Source organism: Lactococcus sp. EKM203L, from assembly GCF_011800585.1.
GTDB lineage: Bacteria > Bacillota > Bacilli > Lactobacillales > Streptococcaceae > Lactococcus > Lactococcus lactis.
On sequence record NZ_JAALEQ010000004.1, the window covers coordinates 73,535 to 89,940 of the forward strand.

Genomic DNA, 16,406 nt, shown 5'->3' on the forward strand with positions numbered 1-16,406 from the left:
GTCAGTAATTTTTTTATTTAAGCACAAGCGCAATTACTAACCCAAAGAGATTCCAAAGAAGATGGACGCTCATATTAAGATAAAAATTGCGATATTTAGCATAAAGGCTGGTAAGCACGAGACTCATTAAACCGTAAGTTAACCAGCTGTAGAGGTCAGTAGGACCATGCATGTAAGCAAAAAGGAGCAATGCCGTTAAAAAAGCAAAATATTTTTGATTTTTGAAAATGACTTCAAAAATTCCTACCCGATAAACAAGTTCCTCTAAAAAACCAGCAGCAAGTGTTTGGGTCGCAAAGACAGCAATTGGAATCACTTTTTGTAATTCGTTTAGTGAATCTTGATTACTGGTTGTTGGACTTTGATTGATAATTTGAGCAAAAATTCCTGTCAGAATAGAGACAAGAAAAAGCAAAGCAAAACCAATTATTATTTTTAAAGGAGGAAAATATTTCCAACTTATTTTAGGGATAATATCAGCTTTACGAGCAATCAGATAAGAAGAAATAATCGTAAGTAAAAAGATAATGAAAAAGATGACGGTATCTAAGGTTGTGAAATGGTGCTGATAAGCAAAAATGGTTGTCGCAAGCATTGGTAAGTTAGATAAAATAAAGAGCACCAACCAAACTGATTTGTGATAAGCAAAAATTAATCCAACAATCGATAATACGAGAGCTGTCATTAAAAATGGCAAATGAAAAATACTGACAGATAAGGCTGAAAAAAGTAGCGCCAAAATAATTACAATTACCCAACGATATTTGGCTAATGATTGAAGTTTTTCTATATTAAACATGTCAATATTATAGCATAGTAATAGCTGTCAGCAGAAGAAAATATTTCATTTTTGTTGATAACTTTTGTTAATCTGGACTTGAATAAATTGTAGTAAAATAGAGCTACCTCAAAAATGTGCATATCTGGCAACCACACTAAAAGGTCAGTCTAACTTTGTTCGTACCTAGATATGTACTTAAAACTATCCTTAAAAATGCCCATGGTTAACGACTATGAGTTTTTTTATTGAGATTTTAAAATTACACATTTAATGTAGAAAGAAAAACTAAAAGATATAAATCGTTGATAATTTCCTTGAAATTTGCGAAAATAAGAGATAGTTATTTGTAAATGTAATCAATGGAGGCTAAAATGAGCGAGATTATAAATCATATTACCGCTTTTCAACCAGTCTATCGTGTGCTTAACCGTGAAGAAAATTTAGATTTCTACCGTGAAGTGCTTGGCTTTAAAGTCTTGGTAGAAGAAGGCGCAATGGTATGGCTTGGTGGGCATGAAGCGAAAAAAGATCGGTTTCAATTAGAAGAATCACCAGGTTTTCGTCCTGTCGAAGGATTGAAAAAACACGGGCAAACGGTGATCAAAGCTAATTCATCTGAGATTGAGCAATTAATTGTTCGTAACTTGGACAAGATTTCTAAGGTCTATAAAGGAAAAAACGGCTTTGCTTTTTCAGCACTTTCGCCTGAAGCAGAACTTTTTTTGGTAACATCAGATTTACTGACAGATTTATCATCACTGACAGAAATTGATAAATCAGAAATTGAGCTTGAGGAAGATAAAACTTTTAAAGGTTTGTCAGATTTTGAAATTATAGCAATGGATTTGAATGTTGCTAACCAATCAATTATTGAATTTTATGAATCAGTTTTTGGTCTTAAAGCAATCAATAACCAAATTGAATTTCCTTTTGTAACTTTGACTTTTAGTGTTGAAGAAAGCGAAGATTTAGCTGCAGGAACCGATGAAGTACTTGACCTTGAGTTTTTAGTGTTCATGATTGATAAAGATTTTGATTTGAAAGATTTTGCTCATCAATTTTCTGATGTGGACGGAACATATTTGGATGGCTCAGCTAAAACTTTTTCATTAGAAGTTCCTGACCATGTAGAACTTTGGTTTGTAAAATAATAATTTTAAAAAAACTTGTTAATTTTTGACAAGTTTTTTTACTCAAAGTAAATCAGAAACGAAGGTTGAAACATGAAAAATCAACAAGAATTTTTAAAAATAATCGAAGATTATATTGAGTGTGACGTTTTCCCAGGTGTCAATTTCGCAATTATTGAAGGAGAAAAAGTCGAGGAGTATCTTTTAGGAAATTCAGCAATTTATCCTGAAACAATCAAGCTCACTCAGGGAAAAAAATGGGATTTAGCTTCTTTGACAAAAGTAGTGGGCACCGGAACAGCCGTCATTAATCTTGTCCTAGCAGGAAAGTTAGAAATTGATGCCCCTCTTCAAAAATATTATTCTAAATTTACTGACAGAAGCGTCAGCTTGCGGCAATTACTGACACACACTTCTGGTATTGATCCTTTCATAAAAAATAGAGATAAGCTAAACGCAAAAGAACTGACAGAAGCAATTAATCAGATTAAAGTTACTGACAATAAGACCTTCAAATATACAGATATTAATTTTATTTTACTAGGTTTTTTATTAGAAGAATATTATGGAGAAAGTCTAGATAAAATCTTTTACAAACAAGTATTTGAAGACTGGAAAATGACTGACACAAGTTTTGGACCAGTAGAAAATGCAGTACCAACAAGTCAAAACATCCCAGTAGGAACAGTTCATGACCCTAAAGCTCAAGTTTTAAAAAATCATTGTGGCTCAGCCGGCTTATTTTCAACGATGTCTGATTTAATTTTATTTAGTCAAGCTTATTTTCAAGAAGAAAAATATTTAAAGCTGACAAAAAATTATGCTGACGGAGATAAAAAAAGAAGTTTGGCTTGGGACTTACTCGGGTCAAATGATGATTGGTTGCTTCATACTGGTTATACCGGAACTTTTTTATTAATTAATCCTCGCATCAAAAAAGCAGTCGTTTTCTTATCAAATCGTGTCCATTTAAAAGATAATCGAGAAAAATGGATTGAAGAACGTGACTTCTTGATAAAATTTTTAATCAGCCATTTGACCTTAGATCAAGACTTAAATAAAAAGAACTGTACTGTTTAGTTTACAGTTCTTTTTTAGTTATTGCTGACAGACTAAAAAAATAAATGGCTGGACTCAAATAGTTTACATTTAGATTTTTTTGACCTATAATTTACTTGAAAAGTAATTTATTTACTTACGGCGAAAGGAGAAATTAGTATATAAAGTAGTTTCAAAGTAGTTAGTAGTTGATAGATTTAAGGGCAAGGAGAATATCATGACAAAAATAAATGCATCAGATGCAATGTTAAAAGTTATTGAAGATTGGGGTGTCAAAAATATTTACGGTTTACCCGGTGGGTCAATTGATTCGACAATGAACGCATTATATAACCGAAGAGACACATTAAATTACATTCAAGTTCGTCACGAAGAAGTGGGTGCTTTAGCAGCCGTTGGGGAAGCAAAAGTAACCGGAGAAATCGGAGTAACCTTTGGTTCAGCAGGACCAGGAGCCGTTCACTTGTTAAATGGATTATATGATGCTCAATATGACCATGTTCCAGTACTTGCCTTGGTTGGTCAAGTTCCAACGAGTGCAATGAACACTAATTATTTCCAAGAATTAAATGAAAATCCAATGTTTGCTGACGTTAGTGTCTATAACAGAACAGTAATGACCGCAGAACAAATGCCAGCAGTAGTTGATGAAGCGATTCGTCAAGCCTATGCCAAACGTGGTGTTGCCGTCATTACCATTCCCAAAGATTTAGGTTGGCAAGAAATTGAAGATAATTATGTTTCTAGCGCTAATCTATATCAAAAACCTTTGCCACTAGAACCTGCGGCTGAAAAAATCCAAGAAGCATGGAAAATACTAAAAGAAGCAAAACGCCCTTTGATTTATATTGGTCAAGGAACAAGAGGAGCCCGCAAGGAAATCTTAGAACTTTCTAAAATGCTTCATGCTCCAATTTTGAGTTCTGCCTTAGGAAAAGGAATTATTCCTGACAATGCCCCTGCTTACATGGGGTCAGCTGGTCGAGTGGCCTCTAAACCTGGGGTAGAAATTGCGTCTAACACAGATGCTGTTTTGTTCTTAGGTTCAGACATGCCATTCCAAAGTTTCTTTATTCCTAAAGATGCTAAATACATACAAGTTGATATTGACGGAACTAAATTTGGACGTCGTCATCAAGTAGATTTAGCTATTTTGGCAGATGCCAAACTGACAATTAAGAAATTAATGGAAGTGGGAGAACAACTTCCAGAAACAAATTGGTATCGCGCAGCACTAGCAGACAAAGAAAATTGGGTAGAGTGGCTTGAAAAACGTTCAGTCATTGACAGCTCACCTTTGGAAGTAGAACCTGTCTTTAAAGCCATTAATGACATGGCCACTGATGACGCCATTTTCCAAGTTGATGTAGGAAATGTCACAATTGATGGAATGAGACTTCTCGATACAAGTAAGGATCAAAAGTTTACAACAAGTGGCTGGTATGCGACAATGGGTTATGCTCTACCTGCAGCAATTGGTGCGAAAGCGCAATATCCAGACCGTCAAGTTTGGTCAATTTCTGGTGACGGAGCTTGGGCAATGGTGATGCCTGATATTCTTACTCAGGTCAAATATAACTTACCAATTATCAATGTTGTTTTGACCAATAAGAGCCTTGGATTTATCGAAGCAGAACAAGATGATGCCAAACAACCACACTCAGGAATTGATTTGATAGGTGCTAATTTTGGCGCTTCTGCGGCGGCTTTGGGAGCTTTAGGTTTTGATGTTAATAATTTGTCAGAATTAAAAGAAGCTTTTGCAAAAGCTAAAGAAGCGAATCGTCCAACGGTCATCAATGTCAACATCTTTGACCATCGTCCATTACCTGTTGAACAATTGCAACTTGATTCTGCTGAATTTGAAAAAGAATATCAAACTCAAGGATTGATTCCATTTAGCAAATTGATTCAAGAATAAAAATAAATAATATTAGAATAAAAAGACATTAGAAGAGAGCTCTAATGTCTTTTTTATATAGATTAAAATAAAAGAATAAATTAGAATAAAATTAGTTTTTGTTAGATAGGGATTATAAAAAAATAAAGTCAAATCATAGTATTATTAGTCACTATATATGAATTTGTAGGCTTTATTCATTATCTTAGCGAATGCACTTTTATAAATACTAAAGCAAAACAATGTGTTTCAATTTTGAAAATAAGAACAATATGAGATAATAATTATGTAAAATGAGTTTATGGTTGTGAAAATAATAAAATTATAAATCAAAAAGATTTAATCTAAAACTCAAATATGAAGCATGGATAAAAAATAGAAAGGAGTAGAATTCTACCAAAATAATTTCGATAAATATGAAATTCGCAAGAAAGGAATGATAGATGATAAAAAATGGATGGTTTGTTTAAGTATAATAATCTTAGTTCTAAACTTTATTCCAAACTTACTGCAAGGTCATCAAGTATTTGCAGAAAATCAAAAAATTTATAAAGATAAAGTTGAGCTTATTAATGATGAATCATTCAATATCTCATATAGTATGCGAGCTTTAGAAAATCAATACGAATGGGAAATTGATTATAGAATAAATAAAACAGAAAATGATAAAGAATTAAAGTTAAAGTTTTCTTTTGAAGGGAATCAGCCTATAGTATGATACTCAATATAAATTGGTTAAAAAAGTTCGATTGGATTATTTCCAAATTTTGGAGAAACCTCCCAATGGATAATCACAACACCAAATATGGATGAACTTAAAGAACATGAAGAAGATAATAACATTGAAATTGATGGTGGAGATTTACTTGAAACCCCAGATGAATCAATACTAGAAAGTATCAATCAAACGCCAAGTACACTCGGTGTCGTTTCGCTTATTAAAACAAAGAATCCAGAATTCAAAGCATTAGAGAGTACTGATTCTCAGGTCGAAAAAGTAAAAAGTGACTCATCTTTCCAAGAAAAAATCTCAGAATATTTAATTTCTTTTGAGATTCATTCTAATATTACTCATAGTTTTACAATAAAAAAAGTTGATGGAGAAAGTAATAGACCAATGGACACCCAATTTGCTTTAAGGTGGGTTGAGAAGTTTGAACCGACTCAAGATTTTGACAGCCTTGAGCGTTTAAATCTAGACACTTTGGACTTGTCAGGGAATGATATTTCAACGAGTAGTAAGACTTCTATTGATGCCAACGCAGGAGCCACTCTTTCTACTGAAAAGGGTTCTAGAACCTTAGACCATATGGCTAGAGGTAATCTTTATATCATAAGTGAAGAGGAGGTGGCTACAGGTTATCAAAAGACCAACACTGTTATTGTGGCATACATGGATAAGGCACAAGGATATGCAGATAAAGCTACCATTCATATTAGATTAGCCAAACGTTCGGCAACTCATCCAGAAATCCTAGAGTTTGGAAGTTTAGAAGACTTTAAAGAATATAGAGGTGATTTGGAAGATGAAATAGGGATAGTATTTGCAAATTACAAAATAGCTGAAGGAGGAAGTGAAGAAAAAGAGAAAGAAAAAGAAGAAAATAATGAGATGCAGAATAAGCAAGAAACAAATAAACCGAACATAGAACTCCCTGCTCTTGGAGCAATCGGTGTAGGAGGAGTCGGGTTACTACTTATCATCTCAGCTTACTTATTGAAAAAGTATCGTGGAAAGTAGAAAATATATTTGTAAATAATGATGATTAAAAAATACTGACAGCTAGTCGGTATTTTTAATATTTGTTATAATAAGATTATTAGTCAAAACCATGACACCGAATAAGTAGTAAAAAGAGGAGGATATTCTTTACTAAAACAGCTCTTATTGAAAAAATTGATAAGAAAGAGGAAAACTCTAGCAAAAAAATGGTAATTATGGTATAATATACGCAAAATTTTGAAATAATTGATTCGAGGAAAAATATAAAAATATGAGTAGAATGATGCCGGCACGAGTGCGAAGTGAGGGAATCGCCCTCTATGCGAAAGGCTTCTTAAATGACCCAATTGAAACTGATTTTAAACTAACAGCAGAAATTGATGGTGAAGAGGTAAGTTATGACCTAGATGGCGCGCAAGATAGTTGTACTTGTGCAGTCTTTCAACAAAACCACCGCTATTGCAAACATATTGCAGCGATAGAAGAGTATCTAAAAAATCAAGATAAAGGAAGTCAGGAAACAAAAGACAAAGAAATCAAAGGAGCTGAACGAGCGCTTTTTGGTGAAAATGTTGCTTTTTTAGATGCTGTAAATGGTGAGACACAATTAAATTTCAATACAGACCAATACTCTATCGAAGTTCAAATTGAGGATAATAGTCAGCTTTATGATTATTTTTCAATGGATTATTTTTTGTATTTTGATTTAAAATTAAGAAGTAAAAATTTGGGCCGCTCATACGTTATTAAAGATATTCCTTATTTTCTACGTGCTTTAAAAAATTATAGTCAGTATTCTTTGGGTTCTCTACACTATATTGACCTCTTTTTTGATAATTTTGATGAAGCAAGTCAAGAATTTTTAACTTTTCTTTTAAAAATTGATAGTAAATCCGATGAAGCACTTACCAAATCCTTATATATTAAAAATGGGCGTTATCTTAATATTCCATTTTTATTCCTTGAAGAAGCAATGGACTTAGTTTCAGCTTTAGAGAATTATCAACTTCAGATTACAGGTAGAACGGTCAATTATTTTACATTTATAGCCCTTGATAATGATTCGGAGATTTTTAAATTTAAGGTTGAAAGTCAGCAAGATTATATCGAGTTGAAACTCTACAGTGAGGATTATCATAATTTTTATGATTATTCACTTCTTTATGCCAATAATGTATTTTATAAACTCAATCAAGAACAACGGCGTCTGCTCCTTGTTTTAGATAAGCAATTTGCTAAAAAATCACAAATTAAATTTTCATATGCTGATAAGGATAAATTAGCTCAGGCTCTTCAACAATTATCAACTTTGGGAGAGATTGAAGCGCCAGACCATTTTGTTGTCAGACCTTTTGATGCTAAATTTACTTTTGATTTGTTGGAAGATCAGACCATTAGTTTGGCAATGACTTTTGATTATGGAAGTTTCTCAATAGATAGTTTCCACGATTTAGAAACCCTAGAATTTTCAAGAGATTTGCGTAAAGAGCAAAAGATTTTTGCACTGATGGAACGTTTGCAGTTTGCTAAGGCTTTTAATTCGTCATTAAATATTCCAGAAAATTTATCAGAGAATTTCTTTTTGAAAATCTTACCTGCTTTTCAAAAACTTGGTCAGATTGAACTATCGCCAACTTTAAGAAATATGAGAATGGATGAAGTTCCTGAAATTCATATTGATAGTCAGGGAGGACTCTTAGATATTTCCTTTGATATTCCTCAGGTTGAAGATGGTGAATTTGCAAATGTTATTGCAAAATTACAAGAAAATGCTGAATTTTATATCAGTGAAAGTGGGAAATTTTATCATTTTAATGAAAAATTTGACCGCTTGAAAGCTGCATTAAACGAACTTGACGACCAATTTGTTATTCAAGGAAGCAGTTTACATGTTAATATTAATCGAAGTTTCCAAATTTCTAAAATATTTGAAAATATTGGTGGAGCTTCCTTCTCTGAAAAATTTAAATCACTCTATCAACACTTGACGCATCCTGAAGAGTTTCCTTACGAGAAACCAGAACATATTAAGGCTTCCTTGCGTTCTTATCAGGAAACGGGTGTTCGCTGGATGAGTATGCTCTCTCATTATAATTTGGGAGGAATTCTTGCTGATGACATGGGATTAGGTAAAACGGTTCAAGCGATTACTTTTATTCTTTCTAATCTGAAAAAAGATGAGAGTGTTCTAATTACCGCACCAGCTAGTCTTACTTATAACTGGGCAAGTGAATTTGAAAAATTTACTGATGAGATTGATTTTGCTGTTATTGACGGGACAAAAGCCGAGCGAAGTAAAGAAATTCAAGAAAAACATCAAATATATATCACAAGTTATGGTAGCTTCTTGAAAGATTTTGAAGACTATCAGGATAAAAAATTGAATTACTTACTTTTGGATGAAGCTCAAGTTGTCAAAAATTATAGTAGTAAAACCAATAAATCACTATCTGCTCTGAATGTTGAACATACCTTTGCCCTTTCAGGAACACCACTAGAAAATCGAATTGAAGAAATTTGGGCCATTTTCCAAGTGGTGATGCCAGGCTTTTTACCAAAACGTGAAAAATTCAATAAGATGGAACCATCTGTTATCTCAAGATTGATTCAGCCTTTCATTATGCGTCGTAAAAAAGAAGATGTGCTTGAAGAACTTCCAGAAAAAATGGAAATTACGGTCTATAACCAATTAGCTGATGATCAAAAAGTAATCTATTTAGCACAACTCGAATTGATGCAAAAACAAGTTTTAGAAATGGATAGTGCGGCTTTATCACGTTCAAGAATTGAAATTCTGGCAGGAATTACACGACTTAGACAAATTTGTAATACACCAGCATTATTTATGGATGACTATAAAGGAAGTTCTGGGAAACTTGAACGTTTACGAGAATTATTGGCCCAAATTAAAGATTCAGGCCATCGTCCTTTGATTTTCTCTCAATTTACAAAAGTTTTTCCACATATTGAAAAATTGATGGAAGAACAAGAAATGACCGCTTATAAACTGACTGGTTCTACTCCAATTAAAGATCGACTTTCAATGGTTCAAGCCTTCAATGCTGGTAGTCGTGATGCTTTCTTAGTTTCACTAAAAGCTGGTGGGGTTGGGCTTAATTTAACCAGTGCTGATGTCGTCATTTTGGTTGATTTGTGGTGGAACCCAGCTGTTGAAGAACAGGCTATTGCGCGTGCCCATCGGATGGGACAAAAAAATACGGTAGAAGTCATTCGCTTGATTACCAAAGGTACAATTGAAGAAAAAATTATGGAAATCCAAGAGCGTAAAAAGGATTTAATTGCTAATGTTTTAGAAGGCGATACAGTGGATAAAGTCCTTAGTGAAGCAGAAATTCGTGAAATTCTTGGAGTATAGCTTTAAAAAACTTAGAAATTAAGCTATAATGGATATTGAAACGGTTATCTTAGAATCTAAATCTTGTTTTGATATTTTATCTAGTAGAAGAAAAATTTTATAAAAGCTAGGAAAGACAAGAGTTTTCAATATTCTTTGATAAACTTTCATCATCTTCATAAAGAATTAAAATGTAATTAATAGATTAAACAAACTATAAAAAAGTAGGGCAAAACATGGTAGAAAGAAGAGTGGTATTTCCAGTTATTGGTGATGACGAAGCACTTCAAAAAGATACTCGGGTAATTTTTACTAACCAGCAGTTGCTGACAAGAAATCCCAGCCTTCAGGATGAAGCTTCAATTGAAAATAATAAGCCAAAAACTGATGCCAAGAGACCTGAGAGTTTCAAACCTTATAAAGCTAAAACAAGCTTTAGCACACAGCATCGTCCGCTAAACTCTAATCATGACGGCGTAAGTTCCTATGATAAAATGCCTAAGAAAACTAGCGTTGACGAGTCAAAAGAACGGGCAAAACGTGCAGCAGCAACACTTCCAAAGCCTCCTAAACAGTATGTTTCACCATTGGAGCGGGACAAGGAGGATATCACAGTTCGTCGTTCAACATCAGCAATTTTGAATAAGCGACCTTCAGCTAATGATAACCCAATTCGGGATATGAAAAATCAAGGAATGAACGTTTCTGATGCAGTCGCTAAAGGCGGAATGAAGAAGGCAGTTCCACATGGAGCCGCTGCTAATGACACACAAAAAGGAAGTTATTTTGAAAATAAGCGGAAAAATATCTTTGACCGTGGAATCGTTTAATTTTCAAATTTAAATGAAAAAACTGACAGAAAAGTTAAATTTTATTATGGTAAAATTTACTTTGGAGATATCACTTGTCAGTTATTTTGTGTGTCTTTGAGCTCATAAAAATTTAAGTAAATAAAAAAATAATTGTAAGAAAAGAAGGGAAATTTCTGTCAGTGATTGATAAAGAAGTAGAATTACTGACAGAAAATTTTATCATGGAAAAAACATATCATTTTACCGGTATTAAAGGTTCAGGCATGAGTGCACTTGCGCTAATGTTACATCAAATGGGAAAGAAAGTTCAAGGTTCGGACTCAACAGATTACTTTTTCACACAACGTGGTCTTGAACAAGCTAACGTACCACTTTTGCCTTTTGACGAAAAAAATATTAAGCCTGAATTTGAATTGATTGCTGGAAATGCTTTTCGCGATGATAACAATGTTGAAATTGCATTTGCCCATAAAAATGGATTTCCATTCAAACGTTATCATGAATTTTTGGGACATTTCATGGAAGATTTTACTAGCATCGGGGTTGCAGGTGCACATGGTAAAACTTCAACAACTGGAATGTTAGCTCACGTGATGTCTAATATCGTGGACACTTCTTACTTGATTGGTGACGGAACTGGTCGTGGGATTGAGGGAAGTGAATATTTTGTTTTTGAATCTGATGAATATGAACGTCATTTCATGCCTTATCATCCTGAATATACAATTATGACAAATATTGACTTTGACCATCCTGACTACTTTGAAGGAATTGAAGATGTCACCTCAGCTTTCCAAGATTATGCAAATAATATTAAAAAAGGTATTTTTGCTTACGGGGAAGATGTTAACTTACGTAAATTGACTGCCAAAGCCCCTATTTACTATTATGGTTTTGAGGCTAATGACGATTATCGTGCCGAAAATTTGGTCAGAAGTACACGTGGCTCATCTTTTGATGCTTATTTCCGCGGTGAAAAAATTGGTCATTTTGTCGTTCCAGCTTATGGTAAACACAATGTATTGAATGCCTTGTCAGTTGTAGCCGTTTGTCATAATCTTGGGTTGGATATGACGGAAGTTGCAGACCACTTATTGACTTTCCGTGGAGTGAAACGTCGTTTCACTGAGAAAAAAGTAGGTGAGACAGTCATTATTGATGATTTTGCTCATCATCCAACTGAAATCGAAGCAACATTGGATGCTGCTCGTCAAAAATATCCTGATCGTGAAATCGTTGCTGTTTTCCAACCTCATACTTTTACTAGAACAATTGCTTTTGCTGACGAATTTGCAGAGGTGCTTGACCATGCGGATACCGTTTACCTTGCTCAAATTTACGGTTCAGCACGTGAAGTAGACCATCATGAAATTACGGCACAAGATTTAGCTGACAAAGTTCGTAAACCAGCCAAAGTAATTGATCTTGACAATGTTTCGCCATTGTTGGATCATGACCGTGGGGTTTACGTCTTTATGGGAGCAGGAAATATTCAAAAATATGAACTTGCTTTTGAAAAGTTACTTAGCCAAGTCTCAACTAACTTACAATAAAATAAAAAAGTACTGACAGCTTTTTGGTCAGTACTTTTTTTGTTTTATTCAATTTTTGTCAGTAAAAAAATTCAAGTCACGGGAGTGCGACTTGAATCAAAGGGGTTTATGAAGAAATTATTTAGGGAGTAATATGAGTATAAATGTAAACGCTTAAACGAACCTTAATTTGTTTAAAAATTATCCTAATAAAATATACTTTATTTCTGCAGTAAGAATATTTGCCGCTTTTTCGGACGCACAAATAACGAGCAGAGTATCTGCTCCGGCAATTGTACCTAAAATATCTGTCCGACTATCACGTTCGTCATCTAAAGCATTCGCCAACACATCGGCCTCACCCAATTTTGTCCGAATAACCACTAAAGCTCCGACAGATTTTGCTGAAATAACAAAATTATAAAAATACAACTGCAAATCAGAATTAATTTTGGAATTGCCAGAAGTCAAAAATGAGTAAAAACTCTCTCCTTTATCCCGTTTTTTTATAATATTTAATTTTCTGATATCTCTTGATAAAGTAGCTTGTGTTACCTCTACACCGCGTTCTAATAATAGAGATTGAAGCTCTTCTTGAGTCGATATTTTATTATTTGTCACAATTTCTTTAATAATTTCTAATCTTTTATCTCTTTTCATAGCATAATTATACCATATAATGGACTATATATTGACAAAATTAGTGTTTTTTCTGTATAATTAATGAATGGATGAAAAACAATTAGTAAGCCAAGCACTGTCTGCTGCAATCGATGGTGTTCTTGGAGTAGAACAAATCGCGGCTATTATCGAAAAACCTAAATCATCAGATTTAGGAGATTTAGCATTCCCAGCTTTTCAATTGGCCAAAACTCTCCGAAAATCTCCACAAATCATTGCTGGAGAAATTGCTGAGAAGATAGATACAAAAGGCTTTGAGAAAGTTATCGCAGTAGGACCATATGTTAACTTTTTCCTTGATAAAAATGCAACTGCCTCAGAAGTAATTCGAGAAGTTTTGACTGAAGGTGAACATTACGGTGATGCAAATATTGGTCAAGGAGGAAATGTTCCGATTGACATGTCTGCGCCAAATATTGCTAAACCTTTTTCAATTGGGCATTTACGTTCAACTGTTATCGGGGATTCAATCGCCAAAATTTATGAAAAATTGGGTTATCAGCCAATCAAAATCAATCACTTGGGCGACTGGGGTAAACAATTTGGTCTTTTGATTACAGCTTACAAGAAATATGGTGATGAAGCTACAATTACAGCTAATCCGATTGATGAACTCTTGAAACTTTATGTCAAAATCAATGCTGAAGCTAAAGAAGATCCAGAAGTCGATGAAGAAGGACGTCAATGGTTCCTTAAAATGGAACAAGGCGATGAGGAAGCACTTCGCATTTGGAAATGGTTCTCAGATGTTTCTTTGATTGAATTTAACCGTATTTACGGAAAACTTGGTGTAAGTTTTGACCACTTCATGGGTGAAAGTTTCTATAGTGATAAAATGGACGCCATTGTTGAAGATTTAGAAAGTAAAAATCTTTTACACGAATCAAAAGGTGCTTTGATTGTTGACCTTGAAAAATATAACCTCAATCCAGCTTTGATTAAGAAAACAGATGGTGCAACACTCTATATTACACGTGACCTTGCAACAGCAGCTTACCGTAAAAAAACTTTCAATTTCGTGAAATCTCTTTATGTTGTTGGTGGCGAACAAACCAATCACTTTAAACAATTAAAAGCAGTTTTGAAAGAAGCTGGTTATGATTGGTCTGACGATATGGTGCACGTTCCATTTGGTATGGTAACTCAAGGTGGGAAAAAATTCTCAACTCGTAAAGGGCATGTCGTGAAATTGGAAATGGCACTTGACGAAGCAGTTGATCGTGCTGAAAAACAAATTGAAGCCAAAAATCCTAATTTGGAAAATAAAGAAGAAGTTGCCAAACAAGTTGGGGTTGGTGCTGTTAAATTCTATGACTTAAAAACTGATAGAAATAACGGTTATGACTTTGACTTGGACGAAATGGTTTCATTTGAAGGGGAAACAGGCCCTTATGTTCAATATGCACATGCTCGTATTCAATCAATTTTACGTAAAGCAAACCGTAAGGTAGATATTAATAATATTTCTCTCGCAGTTTCTGACGCTGAAGCTTGGGAAATTGTTAAAGCATTAAAAGAATTCCCAAATGTTGTTAAACGTGCTGCAGATAATTATGAACCATCTGTTATTGCTAAATATGCAATTTCGCTTGCGCAAGCTTTTAACAAATATTATGCTCATGTTCGCATTTTAGAAGATGATGCTCAATTGGATGGCCGTTTGGCTTTGATTAGCGCTACTTCAATCGTCTTGAAAGAAGCATTGCGTCTTCTTGGGGTTGCTGCACCTGAAAATATGTAAAAAATAAATTTTTCACTTAATCTCTTATCAAAAAGATTTAATTCTTTAGGATAAGAGATTTTTTTGTTGCCTTTTTAAAATACTTTTGTAAAATAAGCTTTTTTAATAAAAGCCTAAGAATCGCATGATAACAAAAGAAATGAATAAACGTGAAATTGTCAGAATATAAAAAAACATGTATAAATGAATAAACCTTTGTAAAGTGTAGCATAAGTGCTTGACAAAAAATATGCATAGATGTATAATTTCCTTGTAAACGATTCCAATAATACCGAATCGAAATCAGAAAGGATACTCCAAAATGAACAATGGAATTAATGTTAACTCAGAAATTGGGAAATTAAAATCAGTCCTCCTCCACCGCCCAGGTGCGGAAGTTGAAAATATTACCCCAGACACAATGAAACAACTTTTATTTGATGATATTCCATATCTCAAAATTGCTCAAAAAGAGCATGATTTCTTTGCTCAAACTTTGCGTGATAATGGTGCAGAAACTGTTTATATCGAAAATCTTGCAACAGAAGTTTTTGAAAAATCATCTGAAACAAAAGAAGAATTCTTAAGTCACTTATTACACGAAGCGGGTTACCGTCCAGGACGCACATATGATGGTTTGACTGAATATTTGACTTCAATGTCAACAAAAGATATGGTCGAAAAAATCTATGCTGGCGTTCGTAAAAATGAATTGGATATCAAACGTACAGCACTTAGCGATATGGCAGGATCTGATGCAGAAAATTATTTCTACCTCAATCCATTACCAAATGCCTACTTCACACGTGACCCACAAGCTTCAATGGGTGTCGGAATGACCATTAATAAAATGACCTTCCCAGCTCGTCAACCTGAAAGCTTGATTACAGAGTATGTTATGGCTAATCACCCACGTTTCAAAGATACTCCAATCTGGCGTGATCGTAACCATACCACTCGTATCGAAGGTGGTGATGAATTAATTCTTAACAAAACAACAGTAGCTATCGGGGTTTCAGAACGTACTTCATCTAAAACAATTCAAAATCTTGCTAAAGAGTTGTTTGCAAACCCACTTTCAACATTTGACACTGTACTTGCGGTTGAAATTCCTCATAACCATGCAATGATGCATTTGGATACAGTATTTACAATGATTAACCATGATCAATTTACTGTCTTCCCAGGAATTATGGATGGTGCTGGTAATATCAATGTCTTCATTCTTCGCCCTGGTAAAGATGACGAAGTTGAAATTGAACATTTGACTGACCTTAAAGCAGCACTCAAGAAAGTCTTGAATCTTTCAGAACTTGACTTAATTGAATGTGGTGCAGGTGATCCAATTGCCGCTCCTCGCGAACAATGGAATGATGGATCAAATACACTTGCTATCGCACCCGGTGAAATCGTTACTTACGACCGTAACTATGTAACTGTTGAGTTATTGAAAGAGCATGGAATCAAAGTTCATGAAATTCTTTCAAGCGAACTTGGTCGTGGCCGTGGTGGTGCACGTTGTATGTCACAACCACTTTGGCGTGAAGATTTGTAATCTTAAAGATTTAAAAATATCTTCGTAAGTTCATTGATAGCTTAGGAAGAGAAACTTTAAACTTATAATTTCGTAGATTCGCTTGATAATTAAATTATTTAGGAAAGATTGAATTACTAGCTTATTAATGTAATTTAAAAAATTCATTAAATATAATA

General features: G+C 34.1%; 12 protein-coding genes. 10 read left to right on the forward strand and 2 right to left on the reverse strand.

The window, feature by feature from the left end; translation table 11 throughout:
• Positions 1–13 precede the first annotated feature (13 nt).
• On the reverse strand, positions 14–799 hold the full coding sequence (locus HFD15_RS08675) for a CPBP family intramembrane glutamic endopeptidase (protein WP_004254455.1): 786 nt from the start codon (positions 797–799) through the stop codon (positions 14–16).
• 353 nt (positions 800–1,152) lie between these two features.
• Between HFD15_RS08675 and HFD15_RS08680 the strand changes: the two genes are divergently transcribed.
• The 8 genes from HFD15_RS08680 to murC all read left to right on the forward strand — a co-directional run bounded on the left by HFD15_RS08680 (position 1,153) and on the right by murC (position 12,313).
• Positions 1,153–1,932, forward strand: a complete 780-nt coding sequence (locus HFD15_RS08680; protein WP_023188612.1) for a CppA N-terminal domain-containing protein — start codon at positions 1,153–1,155, stop codon at positions 1,930–1,932.
• A 72-nt stretch (positions 1,933–2,004) separates the two neighbouring features.
• Positions 2,005–2,991 (forward strand): serine hydrolase domain-containing protein, encoded by a 987-nt coding sequence (locus HFD15_RS08685; RefSeq protein ID WP_012898586.1) that lies wholly within the window; start codon positions 2,005–2,007, stop codon positions 2,989–2,991.
• Positions 2,992–3,187: 196 nt separating this feature from the next.
• A complete protein-coding gene (gene spxB, locus HFD15_RS08690) occupies positions 3,188–4,891 on the forward strand; it encodes a pyruvate oxidase (protein WP_012898585.1) in 1,704 nt (567 codons plus the stop codon).
• 415 nt (positions 4,892–5,306) lie between these two features.
• Positions 5,307–5,588 carry a hypothetical protein gene (locus tag HFD15_RS08695; RefSeq protein WP_167593379.1) on the forward strand — a complete coding sequence of 94 codons (282 nt, stop codon included), beginning with the start codon at positions 5,307–5,309 and terminating at the stop codon, positions 5,586–5,588.
• A gap of 87 nt (positions 5,589–5,675) precedes the next feature.
• Positions 5,676–6,611, forward strand: a complete 936-nt coding sequence (locus tag HFD15_RS08700) for a hypothetical protein (protein ID WP_039116261.1) — start codon at positions 5,676–5,678, stop codon at positions 6,609–6,611.
• Between the two features lie 253 nt (positions 6,612–6,864).
• Positions 6,865–9,969 (forward strand): DEAD/DEAH box helicase, encoded by a 3,105-nt coding sequence (locus HFD15_RS08705; protein ID WP_017865107.1) that lies wholly within the window; start codon positions 6,865–6,867, stop codon positions 9,967–9,969.
• A gap of 215 nt (positions 9,970–10,184) precedes the next feature.
• Positions 10,185–10,778 carry a hypothetical protein gene (locus tag HFD15_RS08710; protein ID WP_010906281.1) on the forward strand — a complete coding sequence of 198 codons (594 nt, stop codon included), beginning with the start codon at positions 10,185–10,187 and terminating at the stop codon, positions 10,776–10,778.
• A 203-nt stretch (positions 10,779–10,981) separates the two neighbouring features.
• On the forward strand, positions 10,982–12,313 hold the full coding sequence (gene murC, locus HFD15_RS08715; protein WP_025016838.1) for a UDP-N-acetylmuramate--L-alanine ligase: 1,332 nt from the start codon (positions 10,982–10,984) through the stop codon (positions 12,311–12,313).
• 180 nt (positions 12,314–12,493) lie between these two features.
• Here murC and argR read toward each other — a convergent pair whose 3' ends face one another.
• Positions 12,494–12,952, reverse strand: a complete 459-nt coding sequence (argR, locus tag HFD15_RS08720; RefSeq protein ID WP_004254487.1) for an arginine repressor — start codon at positions 12,950–12,952, stop codon at positions 12,494–12,496.
• A gap of 67 nt (positions 12,953–13,019) precedes the next feature.
• Here argR and argS point away from each other — a divergent pair, with 67 nt between their 5' ends.
• Positions 13,020–14,714: an arginine--tRNA ligase gene (gene argS, locus HFD15_RS08725; protein WP_010906279.1), complete on the forward strand. Its 1,695-nt coding sequence runs from the start codon at positions 13,020–13,022 to the stop codon at positions 14,712–14,714.
• A gap of 301 nt (positions 14,715–15,015) precedes the next feature.
• Positions 15,016–16,248: an arginine deiminase gene (arcA, locus tag HFD15_RS08730; protein ID WP_004254504.1), complete on the forward strand. Its 1,233-nt coding sequence runs from the start codon at positions 15,016–15,018 to the stop codon at positions 16,246–16,248.
• Positions 16,249–16,406 lie beyond the last annotated feature (158 nt).